We start from the raw sequence: 14608 nt of genomic DNA, 5'->3' as shown, positions 1-14608 counted from the left end.
CCTGGCTCACAATGAACCAAGGCTGTTACGACGAAAGGGTTAGACGAACGAAATTTTTGAGGCCGGTTGAACCTCAACGAAATGTTCGGCCAGTTCTGCATTATAGCGGGCTATGATTTCCTCTGCCGTCTCGCTTCCCTCATCGACGGTGGTATGCGCATCACTGACGAGAATCGGACGATAACCGAGTTCCGCAGCCCGCCGAGAAGTCGCTTTAATACAATAATCCGTCTGCATTCCCACGACCACCAGCCGATCAACGCCGATTTCATGAAGATGCGTTTTCAACGGCGTCTTTTCGAACGAATCGGGCGTTTCTTTTTGAAAAATGGATTCACCGGGCTGAGGCGCAACGGTATCATGAATCTGCCAGCTCGGGCTCCCTTCCGCGAAAGGCCCTTCCGCTTCGGTATGGCGAATAAAAATGACCGGAACCTCTGCGGTTCGCGCTTGTTCCAGCAAGCCTGCGATGCGCTGCGTGACTTCTTTGCCCTGATAGATCGGTTCCTCTGCTTCAAACATGGCATTTTGCACGTCCACAACCAATAAGCCCAAGCGATCTCCCATATTCCCCAGCCCCTCTCAGCGCCTTAAAGACGATTCGGATAAGAAAAATATAAACCTTTAATCCGTGATTTTACAACAGAATTCCGAAATCATTTCATTCCGCTCGTTGCCAAAAGCGCCGACATCGTTTCTGCCGATTCCTGCATGCCGCGGCCGATCCATTCCTCGATCCAGCCGTAAACGCCGTAAGCGATAAAAGACGCCGCGTAGGCTCCCATATTATCGTATTCACGCTTTGCTCCGTAAATCTCGACAAAAACGCTCAAAAACAAATGAAATAAATTTCTCTTTTTAAGCAAAAGATAAAAATCCCGTTTTTCTTTCAAATGATGAAATAAGCTTCCGAACATTTCTTTGTCTGACTGGTTATTGTTCAAGTCGTACTCCGCATTCCACCGCGTAATTAAATGCTTGATATGTTTAAGCAGAATTTCCTCTTTATCTTGATAGTTCCGGTAAAACGAGTTCCGGCTTACCTTCGCTTCCGTCGTGATCTGAACGATCGTGATTTGGGACAGCTCGCGATCGTTCAATAAATGCAAAAACGCTTCCGTTATTTGTTTTTTCGCAAACGTATTTTTTTCTTCGTTATTCATGATGGTACATCCACTCCCGATCTGTGCCATTTTCGCCTTAAGTATTGATCTTGCTTATAAGGGTTGGTACATTTGGCACGTCGGTAGCGTATATCTGCGGCAACAAATTGTCAAGAGTTCCGTACCCCTCTTGAACAAGAATAAAGGAGAGAACGATGACGAAACTTTTTACTACGAAACGAACGGTTATATTAGCAGTGATCCTGGTAGTCGGATGGATTTCGGGAAGGCTTGCCGTGCGCGCATTTCTCAACCTGATGGTCGGCGGATCTTTGTTCGGAGGCAATTTTTTATGAGCGGCGAAAAGAAAATCAAAAAGAAGAAACACAAAACAGGCCTGTTTATCCTGTTATGCGTAGGCGCATTTATCGTTTCTTTTGCAGGATCGGCGGTGCTGAAGCTCACTTACCCGGCTCCGGCTTTGAAAAAGTATACGGTAGACTGGAATGACGAGACGGGCACGATCCGTACGGATCTATCCTACGGGGACGGCGACGCGAACAAATTCGATCTTTACCTGCCTGCCGATCGGAGCAAGGAAACTTACGGTCTTGTTGTATATCTCCATGCTGGCGGATTCACGACAGGCGATAAATCGGATGATGCGGACATGCTCAAATGGCTGGCTTCCAAAGGCTATGTCGCGGCAGGCATCAATTACACCCTGCGCGATGAACAGCATCCCCGATCCAGCGTGTACTCGCAGTCGGCAGAGATCAAAAGCAGTATTCCCGCCGTTGTCAAAGAAACCGGAAAGTTAGGTTACGATTTGGATTCGATGGCGATCTCCGGAGGTTCGGCGGGCGGGACGCTGGCGATGCTGTATGCTTACCGCGACGCAGCCGAATCGCCGATTCCGGTAAAGATGATGTTCGAAGCGGTTGGTCCGTCGAGCTTTTATCCAGAAGACTGGTCGGTCTATGGACTGGATCAGAACCCGGATGCGGCAGCCGGATTGTTTTCGGTCATGTCCGGCTCCGAGATTACGGCGGACATGTTGGAGACAGAAGCCTACGAAGAGGCGATCAAGCCGATTTCGGCTTATATGTGGGTGAGCGAGAATTCGGTGCCCAGCGTGATCGCTTACGGCGTATATGACAAAGTCAGCCCGTTTGACGCGTCCAAACATCTCGTGCGGGCGTTGGAAAAAAATAACGTGCCGCACGAGTATATCGAATTTCCGCACTCGGGACACGCTCTTCAGAACGATACGGCTTTATACGTGAAGTACATGGAGAGCGTGGAACACTATTTGAACGCGTATATGCCAATCAAGTAAACAAAAAGCCCTTTTCAACCATTCACCAAAACGGCAGGCATGGAAATCGAATTAACGATAAGCCGGAGGAAATTAAACATGAAGATTTTAAAAACCATTCTGAAAATTTTGTTGATCATCGCAATCATCATCGCTTTATTGATCGCAGGACTGTTTGCATTTTCAAAGTACAAAAACGCGCACTATTATAAGTTCACGCAGACAGAGCAGCCGATCGAAAAGCGATATACGGAACTGGGCGAAGATAAAGTGTCGTTTGCGGAATTCAAGGTTGACGACGCGGCTGTCCAAAAGCACGAAATCTGGTATCCGACGGATTTGGAAAAAGATGACGCCCTTTATCCAGTCGTGGTCATTGCCAACGGAAGCGGCACTCCGGCAAGCGGATACCCGGCCTTTTTCAAGCATCTGGCTTCTTGGGGATTTATCGTAGTGGGCAACGAAGACAACAATTCGCGAACCGGCGCTTCTTCAGAAGCAACGTTAGAGTTTCTATTAAAACTGAACGAAGACGGTAGCAGCATCTTTTACGGAAAAGTCGATACGCAAAATATCGGAATCGGCGGACACTCGCAGGGTGGCGTCGGGGCAATCAACGCGGTAACGTCCCAGCCTCACGGCAACAAGTACAAAGCTTTATACGCCGTCAGTCCTACCTCGCCGTATTGGGGACAAAAGAACGTATTCGGCACGGAATGGAGTTATGATCTGTCGAAGATCAACATTCCGACTTTCTTGACCGCGGGTACGGGCAGCTTCGATGCCGGAACCGCCGACAACATCAGTTTAACGGAAGGACAAGGCATTACGCCGTTATGGGCGCTTCAAGCCAATTACGAAGCCCTTCCGAATTCCGTCGAAAAAATGATTGCTCGAAAAAAAGGCATCGACCATGGCGATAGCTACCTAGCCATCGACGGATATATGACGGCATGGTTCATGTGGCATCTCCAAGGAAATACTGAAGCCGCCGAAGCTTTTAAAGGCAGCGACGCGGAGATTCTTCATAACAGCCTGTACCAAGATGTCGAGAGCAATATCAAGTAAACGTCACGCAGATCACTCATTCATTAAAAAGGCTTGAAGAACGCTTTAGAGCGTTTCTTCAAGCCTTTTTTTCGTATAATCGAAACATCATAAGAACATCTCAAATCCAGTCTTGGACAAGCAGCCGCTTGAGCCATTCAACATTTTCTTGCCCTAGCTTTTCGGAGATTTCACGTTCCAACTCGTGCTTGACTGCCAATTGACGATCACAAGCTTGCTGTCCCTTGCTCGTTAAGCGTACATATCGATCACGACGGTTGTCAGCGTCCTGCGATTCTTCCAGATAACCGCGTTCGATCAAACCCAGTACACTCTTATGCGTACCTTGACGAGTGAGATTAACGGCTCTGCCGATCTCCGAAATCGAGACTTTTACGGCCGTTTCAACGACAGCCAGAATATGCGTTTCTGTTCGATTGAGTTCTTCTCCATCCAATTCCGCCACCTTTTTCCGTAAAAAAAGATGCTTATCGCTCATTAGATCAATCAAAGTAGTCGAAAAAGCTTCAGTCACATTCATGGATTTACACTCCTGTCAAAAGATCATAGAATTTAGTCAACCAGGTTGACATTTTCCTTTCACTAATGATATTGTAAACTAAGTGGACAATAAAACAAAGTTTGGGCAGTTACTTATATGCGTATATAAGAACATGTTCGGCACAAGGAGTAAAAAATGGGTAAAAACAAGAAAGAAAGCTTGATCTTCACCACGATCATGTGCGCGCTGATGGTGCTGGGCATGACGGTATACAATGTGCTTCTGCTGAAAGGATTTACGGGCGAAGCGTTCAAAACGATGGCGATCGGCTACGTTCCGGCATTCGCCGTCGCGCTGATTTTGGATATTTTCGTCGTCGGCGCGATTGCCAAAAGCATCGCGGGACGGCTTGTCAAACCGGGCAGCCCGATGATTCGAAAAGTTCTGGCCATTTCCTGCTTGATGGTGGCGGGCATGGTGCTGTTCATGTCTTTCTACGGCGCCGTGACACATGCGGGATTCGGCCCGGGATTAGGCGCCGCTTACGCGCATAATCTATGGGTCAACTTCATCTGCGCCCTGCCGCTTCAATTGGTCATCGTCGGTCCGCTGACGCGTGCCGTTTTCCTAAAAATTTTCCCGCCGCAGCCTGCGGCTTCTCAACCGTCCGCGGCTTGATCGATAGCGAAGAATCAAGTCCGTTCCAAAAAGGACGCGATCCCGATTTCAGTCGGGCTCGCGTCCTTTCGCTTATGCTCATACTCGGCAGCCGCTGTTAAGATCCAGATCGCGAACACGCCGAAAACGGAAACGAACGTGCCGGAATCGCCCGATCGGGCTGCGGCTTTCGCCGTGCGCAAAACCTATCATCCGCATGTTCGCGGAACTCTGGATTTCGGCTTTCCGTTCACCCTCCGATGCTTCGCACGAACCGTCCAATCCGCCGCGCAGCTTTGCGCAGCGCTTCTTCTTCGCGCACGAGCGAGAAGCGGACGTACCCTTCGCCTTCAGCGCCGAACGCGCTGCCGGGAATCGATCCGACGCCTTCTTGCAGCATCAATTCCCGCGAGAACGCTTTGGACGTCCAACGCGATTTCGTTTCGGTTAAGCTTTCCGGCAGCCGCGCCCAAACGAACATGGTCGCGCCGGGGCTGCGCACGCTCCATCCTTCCGCGGCCAAAGCCTCCACGAACGTATTGCGCCTGCCCTCGTACAAAGGTGCCACGCCCCGGTCTCCTTCCGGCGCCGACATCGCTTGTTCCAAAGCGAACACGGCCGTTTCCTGAATCGGCTCGAACGCGCCGAAGTCGATATGTCCTTTCAGTTCCCGCAGCGCGCTTACCGCTTCGGCATTGCCCGCGATAAAGCCGATCCGGCAGCCGGCCATGTTGAAGCTTTTCGAAAAAGAATGCAGCTCGACCGCCGTTTCTGCCGCTCCCGGAACTTCGAGCACGCTGCACGGGCGATAGCCGTCGAAGCCCATTTCCGAATAAGCGAGATCGTGCACGATCAGCACGTCCCACTTTTTCGCCAAAAAGACCAGCTTTTCGAAAAAGGCGTAATCGGCCAACGCCGCGACCGGGTTGCCCGGGAAATTCAACAAAATGAAAACCGCTTTTTCCCAGACTTCCGCCGGAATCGAGTCCAGATCGGGGAGAAAATCGTTTGCCTCCCGAAGAGGCAGCAGCCAAGGCGTCACGCCGGCGATCGCCAACGATCCGGCATAAATCGGGTAACCGGGGTCGGGCAGGATCGCCAAATCGCCGGGATTGCAGACCGCCTGCGCCAAATGCGCCAAACCGTCCTGCGAACCGAGCAGCGGCAGGATTTCCGTCGCCGGGTCCAGTTTTGCTCCGAAACGGTGCATCATCCACTGCGCGCAGCGCTCGCGGAAAGCCTTCGTCCCCCGCGTTCCGGGATACTTATAGGCGTCCGCCCGCATGACCGCATCGCTCAATTTGCGGCGGATGCTTTCCGAAGGCGCTTCGTCCGGCGCGCCGATTCCCAGATTGACTATCTCTTTGCCGGCCCGTTCCGCTTCTTCCCGCCAACCCGCCGCTTCCGAGAAGATCGACGATCCCATGGAATCCAGCTTATCGGCTTTCCAAGAACGCTTTTTCCCGCGGGCCGCGGTAACGGGAACGTCCTGCAAATCCAGGAGATACCAGGCATCGCACGCGAAGTGCTCCGACCCTTCCAGCGGGGCGTCCAATTCGCGGAAGCCGTGCTTGCGGTAGAAGCGGTTGGCGGCGTGCATATTGCTCAGCGTTTCCAAGTAACATCGGGAATAATGGCGCTTCGCGAATTCCAAGGCGGTGCGCAGCAGTTCCTTCGCGATTCCCGTGCCCCGAGCTTCCTCGTACACATACATCTTTTGCAGCTCGCACACGTCGTTCGAACCCGCGTAAGGCGCGATGCCGCAGCCGCCCAGTATCCGTCCGGCTTCTTCCACGACCCAATAAGCGCGGTTCGCATACGATTGTTCGCCTTCGCGGGCGTTATATTCATGGTATAAGTCGCTCAGACCCGGGTCCGCCCAAGCCAACCCTTCCCGGTTGCCGCCGAATTCGATCAGGCACTCCCGGATAACGACTTCGATCGCGGCATTGTCTTCGGTACGTATCTCTCTGATTTCCACGCTCTCCGCCTCCTGCTTTCTATCTGTTTTCGATCTGAATGCCGATCTGCGGCTCAGTCCTTTTTTTGCGTGCCGTAGACCGCGTCGAACACCAACCGGCTTGCGGCCGACACGCGATCGCGATCGCCTTCGCCCAGCCAAGCGACCTCTTCAATCTCTGCCGCAGGCGTCAGTTCCCCTTCATAATCGGCCGTGTAGCAGACCATGCGGACGCGAACTCCGGCTGCTTTTCCGTCGGCCTCCGCCTCGAAGATTCCGAACGGACGAACGCTCTCCGGCTTGATCCGCACCGTCAGCTCTTCTTCGATCTCGCGCGCCAGCGTCTCGGCGTCGCTTTCTCCGGGTTCGCGCTTGCCGCCGGGGAAATAATAGATTTCTTTGCCTTTCGAGCGGGCGCTCAGCACTTTGCCGTCCCGAATCAGGATCCAGGCTACCTTATCGATCAACGCCGGTATGGCGCCCGATGGTCCGTGTTGTTGATTTTGCATGAAAATTCCTCCTATCGATCCGGTTATCCGGCCCGAGGCCGTTTCTGTTTTGGCCGCATGTCCCGTCGTTTTAGCCTGCCGTCGAAGCAGACTGTACCGATTCCGCCGATTTCTTTTTTCCGCCGAATTTGAATACGAAGATTCCGGCGACGATCACGATGACTCCCGCCAGCTGTTTCCAGTCGAAAGCCACCTTCTCCAGCCCCAGCCAACCGAGCGAATCGAACAGCAGCGCGAAGCCGAGCTGGGCCGTCAGCGTGACCGAGACCGAGAACGTCGGACCCAGAATCTTGATGCCGAGCACCAGGCAGATCACGACGCCGACGCCGATCAAGCCGCTGAACCAATACCACGGCTGCATGTTTTGCAAATTGAACGTGCGGCTCCCTTCGAAAATCAGGCTGCATGCCAGCGACGCGACGAAGCCCATGAACAGCACCCAAGTCGTCGTCGCCCAAGAACCCATATGCACGTCCGTCCTGTTGTTAAAAATCGTTTGCAGCGCGACCATCATCCCCGCGAATGCCGCAAGCAGCAATCCGATCAGCATTTTGATTTCCTCCTTCGATCCGATTCGTTATCGCTCAAAAAGTCTTAATGTTCGTACAAATTCCGTCCCGCCAGCTGCTCCAGCAGCACCCGGTCGCGCACGTGCAAATATCCGCCGCTTCGCTCCACCAGTCCTTCTTCGGACAGCTTGCGGATGACCCGGTTCAGATGCCGATAGCTGGTTCCGATCAGGTTCGCCGTATCGGTCAGCTCGGAAGTGGCCAGACGGCCTTCAAAGCCCGCATCGCTTTCGTCGTAGCAGACGGACAGCAAATAGCTCGCGAGCCGCACTTCCACCGGATACATGAGATTGAAGCTGAGAAAATCCGATTTGACGTAGAATTTTTTCGTGATGATATCCAGCATAAAACGCAGCAGCGGCGCATGGTCGTCCCCGTAGCGCTTCAGCATTTTGCCGTTGATGCCGATCACGGTAACGGGCGACACCGCTTCGACCGTATTGATAATGTTCAAATCGCGAATGTATTCGATGTCTCCCACCACTTCCGGCGGGTTTTTGAACGAGATGACCAGCGTCCGCCCTTCCGGCGACGTGGTGTAGATCTTGATTTTCCCTTTGACCAGCACGTACAGCATATCCGCTTTCGCCCCTTGGCTGCATAATGCCTCGCCCGGTTCGAAACCGTACAGGCTCAACAGGGGACGCAGCGGCTCATGGAATACTTCCTTCAAATCATGCTGGATCAGGTAATGTTCGAGCAGGTTTGAATCTCTGATTTCTCTCATGGTAAAGGCTCCTTCGCCTACAGCTTCATGATCAGCACGCCGCCGATCATCATCGCCAGGCCGATAAACTGCGGCGCGCCCATCTTGCTTTTCGCCGTGCCGAACCAACCGAACCGATCGATCAAAAAAGTCACGAGCAGCTGAGCGATCAACAACGCGGAGATGGTAAACGTGACGCCGATCGTCTGAATGGCCGTCACTTCGCTGAAAATGATGACCGAACCGAAAGCGCCGCCTGCCAGATACAGCGGTTTGACTTTGCGGAAACCGCCGAGATCGCCGTCGCGCACGAACAAATAAATGACCAATGCCATAATGAATCCCGTCAGCTGCGTTACCGTCGCCGCCTGCCAGGTCCCGATATCGTGACTGATCCGGGAATTGGCCACGCCCTGCAGCGTAATGCAGGCGCCGCCCAAAAATGCGAACACTATTCCTCTAAACACTCGGTATGCCCCCGTTTCCTTAGAATGCCTTACCCATTATACGGACAAAACGATGCGATCAGGGAAGGACATATGTCCCAAATTTCGAAATTCGCATAAAAAAAGCTTTTTCCCGCTCTTTGCACGGAAAAAAGCTTTAAACCTTCAAGCGTCTATCTTTCTGTTATCGATCAGTCGGCCGCGGCAGGCTCGGTCAGCCGAGTGCAGAGAAACTCTTTGACTTTGGAAGTATAAGCGGCTTTGTCGATCAGGAAGGAATCGCCGTGTCCGGCACCGTCCACGATCAGCAGATCTTTTTCCGCCGGGCAGGCTTCGTACAATTCATGCACCATGGAGGTCGGCACGAATACGTCGTTCGATCCGTGGATGAACAACATCGGCGTGCGGCAGCGGCGTACCTGATTGAGCGCGGACGCTTCGGTGAACGAGTATCCGGCACGAATCTTCGTCAAAGCTTCCGTCGCCGGAAGCATCGGGAACGCGGGCAGCTTGTACATCCGCTTCATCTGATGCTCAAGCTCCGCCCGAACCGACGTATAGCCGCAGTCTTCCACGATCGCTTTGACATGCGGAGGCAGATCTTCGCCGCTCGTCATCATCACCGTGGCGCCGCCCATCGAAATGCCGTGCAGCACGATCTGGGCCTGCGGTCCGTCCTGCGCGATCATCTGACGGATCCAGCCCAGATAATCGACCCGCTCATGCCAACCGTAACCGATATACGCGCCTTCGCTGCGTCCGTGTCCCCGGGCATCGGGAACGAGAATGTTCATATCCAGGTCTTCGTGATAAAACTTGGCCACGCCGCTCATGATCGAAGCGTCGCCGGAATAGCCGTGCGCCAAAATGGCCGTGCGCGCCGTGGCTTTTTTTGCCGGCAGGTAATAGGCATGCAGTTTCAGTCCGTCGCCGGACAACAGCTGCCGATGTTCAAAAGATTGACCGTTCCACCAATCGCGGCTGGACGTCGTTTCGGTCTGCACGTCGGGATTCGGCTGAAGGCCGGGATCGCCGTCGAGGAACTTTTTCGGAGCGCGCGCGACAGCCAACCGGTAAAAGTAAAAGCTTCCTGCGACCACGGCCGCCGCCGGAACGGCAGCAACGCCGAAGGCCGTCCATAACGCTTTCGATTTTTTCAAGCGAAATCTCTCCTTCTGTTCGTATGTTTATGGCAATACAGATTTTCGGGCAGATCGCTTAAGCGCGAACGATGCGTGCCAAGGCATTGATAAATCCCGAATGATGCTGCATATGTCCGGCGTTCAGCGCCAGCAGATCGCCGAGCGTCTCGGCTTTGGCGAAGTTATCCGGGTTGGCCAGCTTTTCGTCCAGCTTGCCGGCATAAGCTTCGCGGAATTGCTGAGGCAGCTCCTGCAAACGCACGATCAATTCGTCCCAGGCCGGCGGCTCTCCTTCCCATTCGGCGGGCTTGGTACCCGGCGCGAAATAAGCGGCATAGGCCGCCGGAAGCACGGGTTGGCGACCGGATAAGCCGTTCACCACCCGGTCGGCCACCGCGACAATATGCCCCAACTGCCAGTGCAGATGGTTCGCGAAGCCTTCCGGCACCAAGGTCCGAGCGTCTTGCGGGACACCTTCCAAGTATTTTAAAATTTGCGCTTGAGCCCGATCCGTCATTTTGAATACGAAAGCGTCTGTCATCTTTTTTCCTCCGTCCGGCTTGCCGTACGTACTCGAGACCGTCGGCGGCCGTTTTTTTGAATGCTTATTTCGTTTTCGACATAAGAACAGTATACAACGCCTTTTTTTGCCTCCGCAACGCGCCGATTGTAAAATCGCTGATTCACCGGCCCCTGCTTTGCCTATATGAAGGTTAGAACCGGAGTCGAAATCCGAAAGGAGCCATCCGTTTGAAATTTTCCGAAGAATCGCCGAAAAACGCGTTATTCACGCCCGACTTTACGCAGAATCCGTATCCCGTTTACGCACGTTTAAGAGAAGAAGAACCGATCGCGCAGCTCATGTTCCCCGACGGGCAGTTCGGTTGGATGATCACCCGTTACGAAGACGCCGCCGAAGTGCTCAAAGACAACCGTTTCATCAAGGACATGACCAAAGTATTCGGCAGCGGTTCCCAAAGCATTTTTACCAGCAATATGCTGTTTTCCGATCCGCCCGACCATCGCCGGCTGCGCGGACTCGTGCAGCAGGGCTTTACGCCGAAGCTGGTGGAAAGCATGCGCGAACATATTCAGCAGATCGCGGACGGTTTGCTCGACGCCGTCGAAGGCAAAGACCGCATGTCCCTGATCGACGATTACGCGTTCCCGCTGCCGATCATCGTGATCAGCGAAATTCTCGGCGTGCCGATCGAAGATCAGGACAAATTCCGCGTCTGGTCCAACTCGATCATCGGAGCCTCCAACGCCGAGGAAGGCCCCGACGTCTACCGGCATATGCAGGAATTCACGGAATATCTCGGACATTGGTTCGCGAAGGTTCGGGAAAATCCCGGCGACGACCTGATCAGCCAGTTGATCAGCGCGGAAGATGCCGGCGAAAAGCTGTCCGAACAGGAGATTTACGGCGTCGTGGCGCTGCTTATCATCGCGGGACACGAAACGACGGTCAATCTGATCGGCAACGGCATGATCTCGCTGCTTCAGCATCCCGACCAATTGGAGAGGCTACGCGAAAACCCCGATCTGATCAAAAGCGCGATCGAAGAAATGCTGCGTTATAACGGTCCGGTGGAATTCAGTACGTCCCGGTGGGCCGGGGAAGACTTGGAATTCCGCGGACATCGCATGAAGCGCGGAGACCTGGTCGTCGTGGCGCTCGATTCCGCGAACCGGGACGGCGATCACTTTTCCGATCCGGACCTGTTCGATATCACACGCGAACGCAGCCGGCACTTGGCGTTCGGACACGGCATCCATATGTGTCTGGGGGCTCCTCTGGCGAGGCTCGAAGGTGAGATCGCGATCAATACCCTGCTTCGCCGCTTTCCGAACATCCGAATGCGCGAAGGTGCCGATGCGCTGGAATGGCGTCCGGGCATGATCGTGCGCGGCGTCAAAGAGATCCCGTTGTCGCTTTAGGTTTTTTTCGCAAAAAGACACAAAAGAAGCCGCCTGCTCAGCATCTGAGAGACGGCTTCTTCGCGTCGAAAAGTTATAGCTTGCCGCGCATCGAGATCGGAATCATCCTTCCAAAAACACGACGCGATTTTTTCCTTGCTGCTTCGCCTTCATGAGCGCGCGATCAGCCTGAGCCATAAAGTGCGTGAACCGGTAATCACGATTCGGACGCGTAACGATACCGCCGATGCTGATTGTTACATAATCTTCCGCTCCCCGTCCTTCGTCCCGGTTCATTTGCAGACCTACGACGGCTTGGCGCAGCTGTTCGGCCAGCTCTTGCGCCCGGTCTGCATGCTCGCCGTCCAGACGCAGCATGAAGGTACCTCCGCCCATGCGCGAAACTCTCGCCTTGTACTGGCGCCCGAACAAGTCAAGCACCTGGGCAACGCTCTGAATGCACAGATCCCCGCCTTGCAGTCCATGCACCGCGTTATACGCGCGGAAATCGTCGATATCAATTTCCAGCAGCGCGATCGGCGGCTTATTGTTGAGGAATGCTGCCGCGTTCCAGTCCTCTTCCAGCCGTTCTTCGAACGCTCGGCGGTTAGGAAGGTCGGTCAAGGGATCGGTTGCCATGTAACTGCTCAATTGATCGGTAATGCTTGTATATTCGCTCTGCTGCTCGATCGTTTCGGCTATTTTGCGCGCGATCAGCATGATCGAAGGTTTGCCGCTGTGCGAAACGGCCGCCAACGTGATATCGAGCTGAAGCGGCTCGCATTTCACGTTGACGAAAGCTTGGCTTCCCGAAACGAGCGCGGAAGCGTCCCGTTCGAGCTGTTCCAACAAGAGGCGCATCGGCTCGCGCGACTCGGCAAGCACAAAAGGAAGGAAATCCCGGCCGATCAAATCCTCTTTATCCGATTCGCCAAGCAGCTTCGCCGCTTGTTCATTGCAATAGACGATGTGCCGCTCCGTAATGGTGAAGAAAGCGACCGGAGAAAATTCCATCAGCTGCAAATACCTTTGTTCGTTCTGGCGAAGCATCCGCGAGTTTTGCAAAGCTTGCTCCTCGGCACGCTGCAAGTCGCTTTTCGTCTGATTATCGACGACGGCCCGCAGTTCGAACAGCGCGTTCAGCTGTTCCGTCCTCCAATCAAAGGCGGTAGCTTGAACCACCTGACGCCATTTTTCGAACGATTTGCGCGGCGAAAGACGCATGCCGTCATCGTCCCGGACAACGGCTTTGGCCGGATCGCCCGCCCAGTCCACGATCTGAAGCACTTCGGGTCGGAACCAGATGATATAGTTTTGTTGGCCCGGAGACAGGGCGACGTAGAGAGCCCCCGACGCTTTTTCTTTGTAGGCTTCGGCCGGAGAGAATTCCAGACTCAGCCGCGAAGTTTGGTGCATATAATTTTTGGCTTTGCCCGCCATCCAGCCGGAAAGTTCCCTCACCTGCGCCGGCGCAGGCGTATCGCCGAATAACAGCAGTTTGTCGTTGAAGCTGATCGCCACTCCGGAAGCATCCATCATTTTCAACAATCGGCTTTCCGAAGCATACAACTCCTCGACGACATGAAACGGACTGGAATTGCCCAAGAAAATCTTCGCGATTCGCGAGGCCTCCGTACGCAATCGCAGCTCGGCTTGATATTCGTCAAGCTGCTGGCGTTGATACAACTCGTTCGAGAAAAAAGCCCCAAGGAAGTTGCAAAGGTTGCGGATGCGATGCGTAACGTATTTGGGCGAGTAATGATGGCAGGTAATCATGCCCCATAGCTGTCCGTCATGAATCAGGGAAATGGTCACCGTCGCGCACACGCCCATGTTTTTCAGGTATTCGATATGCATCGGCGAAACGCTTCGCAACACGGATAAGCTCAGGTTCAGCGGTTTTCCGGTCAGCGGCTGCACGATCGGCGTGATTTGTACCGGCGTATAATCCACATTGACGATCGTGCGCAGCCAGTTGCGCAAATATAGTTCTCGCGCCTGCTTCGGAATATCGGATGCGGGATAATGATGGCCGAGGAAAGGTTCCAATTGCGGCTCTTTCGCTTCCGCAATCACTTTTCCGTTCCATTCTTTGTCGAATTCGTAGATCATGACCCGATCGTAACCGAGAATCTCCTTGACCTGTTCCGCCGCCGCCTGACTGGCCGTATATCGGTTGGCGCTCTGCTTGAGTTTAACGAAAAAGGTGCGAATCCAGCGAAAGTCGTTGTCGGCTTCGTCATCCTCGTCGCTTTCCAATTCAAGCTCGAGAATCAGTAAACCTTCGCTCTCGTGAGCCACTGCCGTAAATCTTACGGGCAGTCCCTGAACGTCGATTTGCAGATTCAAGTACTGCAGATCGGAAGAAGCGACGGTGTTCAGGTCACGCTTGACGAGATCCGTCATCACGTCGGTTCCGATCAAATCGGCCAACGGAACGCCCAGCAGCTCGTCCGGCGTTCGTCCGAGCAAATCGTTCGAGTTCTGGCTGCATTGAACGATCTTCCCCGTCGGCGTGCGCCTTGCAGCCAGCAGAACGCCGTTAGGCTGAATCATTCCGGGAATATGAATCGGTTCTTTGTCGCAGTTGGTTAGGTCGATCGGCTCATCGGTGACAAAGCCGTCGCCCGTAATCAAGGAGCGGTTGAGAGGTTCGTTTTCGGAATTCAAGTTGGCATTGGACATAATGGTGTAAGTACCTCCTGTGCTCTGGTTGCGGGTATAAGTCC

General features: G+C 53.8%; 16 protein-coding genes. 4 read left to right on the top strand and 12 right to left on the bottom strand.

Annotated features, from left to right (window positions below; all coding sequences use genetic code 11):
- Window positions 1–39: 39 nt before the first annotated feature.
- Complete coding sequence (locus HRQ63_RS01950; protein ID WP_172238319.1) at window positions 40–567, bottom strand: cysteine hydrolase family protein; 528 nt, start codon at window positions 565–567, stop codon at window positions 40–42.
- 89 nt (window positions 568–656) lie between these two features.
- Entirely contained in the window at window positions 657–1163 is a 507-nt protein-coding gene (locus tag HRQ63_RS01945; protein ID WP_172238316.1) for a TetR/AcrR family transcriptional regulator, read from the bottom strand.
- Between the two features lie 292 nt (window positions 1164–1455).
- Between HRQ63_RS01945 and HRQ63_RS01940 the strand changes: the two genes are divergently transcribed.
- Both HRQ63_RS01940 and HRQ63_RS01935 read left to right on the top strand, forming a co-directional pair.
- Window positions 1456–2442 carry an alpha/beta hydrolase gene (locus tag HRQ63_RS01940; protein ID WP_172238314.1) on the top strand — a complete coding sequence of 329 codons (987 nt, stop codon included), beginning with the start codon at window positions 1456–1458 and terminating at the stop codon, window positions 2440–2442.
- Between the two features lie 78 nt (window positions 2443–2520).
- Window positions 2521–3489 carry a poly(ethylene terephthalate) hydrolase family protein gene (locus tag HRQ63_RS01935; RefSeq protein ID WP_172238311.1) on the top strand — a complete coding sequence of 323 codons (969 nt, stop codon included), beginning with the start codon at window positions 2521–2523 and terminating at the stop codon, window positions 3487–3489.
- A 100-nt stretch (window positions 3490–3589) separates the two neighbouring features.
- Here HRQ63_RS01935 and HRQ63_RS01930 read toward each other — a convergent pair whose 3' ends face one another.
- Complete coding sequence (locus HRQ63_RS01930) at window positions 3590–4009, bottom strand: MarR family winged helix-turn-helix transcriptional regulator (RefSeq protein WP_172238308.1); 420 nt, start codon at window positions 4007–4009, stop codon at window positions 3590–3592.
- Between the two features lie 156 nt (window positions 4010–4165).
- Here HRQ63_RS01930 and HRQ63_RS01925 point away from each other — a divergent pair, with 156 nt between their 5' ends.
- Window positions 4166–4648, top strand: coding sequence for a DUF2798 domain-containing protein (locus HRQ63_RS01925; protein ID WP_172238305.1), 483 nt, complete (start codon window positions 4166–4168; stop codon window positions 4646–4648).
- Window positions 4649–4662: 14 nt separating this feature from the next.
- Here HRQ63_RS01925 and HRQ63_RS01920 read toward each other — a convergent pair whose 3' ends face one another.
- From HRQ63_RS01920 to HRQ63_RS01880, 8 genes are all read right to left on the bottom strand, one after another.
- Window positions 4663–4830, bottom strand: a complete 168-nt coding sequence (locus HRQ63_RS01920; RefSeq protein WP_172238302.1) for a hypothetical protein — start codon at window positions 4828–4830, stop codon at window positions 4663–4665.
- A 47-nt stretch (window positions 4831–4877) separates the two neighbouring features.
- Window positions 4878–6608 carry an aminotransferase class I/II-fold pyridoxal phosphate-dependent enzyme gene (locus tag HRQ63_RS01915; RefSeq protein WP_188525537.1) on the bottom strand — a complete coding sequence of 577 codons (1731 nt, stop codon included), beginning with the start codon at window positions 6606–6608 and terminating at the stop codon, window positions 4878–4880.
- Window positions 6609–6661: 53 nt separating this feature from the next.
- Window positions 6662–7096 carry an NUDIX hydrolase gene (locus HRQ63_RS01905; RefSeq protein WP_172238299.1) on the bottom strand — a complete coding sequence of 145 codons (435 nt, stop codon included), beginning with the start codon at window positions 7094–7096 and terminating at the stop codon, window positions 6662–6664.
- A 70-nt stretch (window positions 7097–7166) separates the two neighbouring features.
- Window positions 7167–7646: a DMT family transporter gene (locus HRQ63_RS01900; RefSeq protein ID WP_172238296.1), complete on the bottom strand. Its 480-nt coding sequence runs from the start codon at window positions 7644–7646 to the stop codon at window positions 7167–7169.
- Between the two features lie 44 nt (window positions 7647–7690).
- Window positions 7691–8392: a Crp/Fnr family transcriptional regulator gene (locus tag HRQ63_RS01895; RefSeq protein WP_172238293.1), complete on the bottom strand. Its 702-nt coding sequence runs from the start codon at window positions 8390–8392 to the stop codon at window positions 7691–7693.
- 17 nt (window positions 8393–8409) lie between these two features.
- Window positions 8410–8838, bottom strand: a complete 429-nt coding sequence (locus tag HRQ63_RS01890; RefSeq protein WP_172238290.1) for a DMT family transporter — start codon at window positions 8836–8838, stop codon at window positions 8410–8412.
- 170 nt (window positions 8839–9008) lie between these two features.
- Complete coding sequence (locus HRQ63_RS01885) at window positions 9009–9977, bottom strand: alpha/beta hydrolase (protein ID WP_172238287.1); 969 nt, start codon at window positions 9975–9977, stop codon at window positions 9009–9011.
- A 58-nt stretch (window positions 9978–10035) separates the two neighbouring features.
- A complete protein-coding gene (locus HRQ63_RS01880; protein ID WP_172238284.1) occupies window positions 10036–10500 on the bottom strand; it encodes a DinB family protein in 465 nt (154 codons plus the stop codon).
- Between the two features lie 209 nt (window positions 10501–10709).
- Here HRQ63_RS01880 and HRQ63_RS01875 point away from each other — a divergent pair, with 209 nt between their 5' ends.
- Entirely contained in the window at window positions 10710–11900 is a 1191-nt protein-coding gene (locus HRQ63_RS01875; protein WP_172238281.1) for a cytochrome P450 family protein, read from the top strand.
- Window positions 11901–12002: 102 nt separating this feature from the next.
- Here the strand turns inward: HRQ63_RS01875 and HRQ63_RS01870 are convergent, their stop codons facing one another.
- The gene (locus tag HRQ63_RS01870; RefSeq protein WP_172238278.1) at window positions 12003–14564 is read right to left on the bottom strand and encodes a sensor domain-containing diguanylate cyclase; all 2562 of its coding nucleotides are present in this window, start codon (window positions 14562–14564) and stop codon (window positions 12003–12005) included.
- Between the last annotated feature and the right edge of the window lie 44 nt (window positions 14565–14608).

Source organism: Saccharibacillus endophyticus (assembly GCF_013185185.1).
GTDB lineage: Bacteria > Bacillota > Bacilli > Paenibacillales > Paenibacillaceae > Saccharibacillus > Saccharibacillus endophyticus.
The sequence above is the reverse complement of the archived record's forward strand: the minus strand, read 5'-3'. Positions and strand labels throughout refer to the sequence as shown.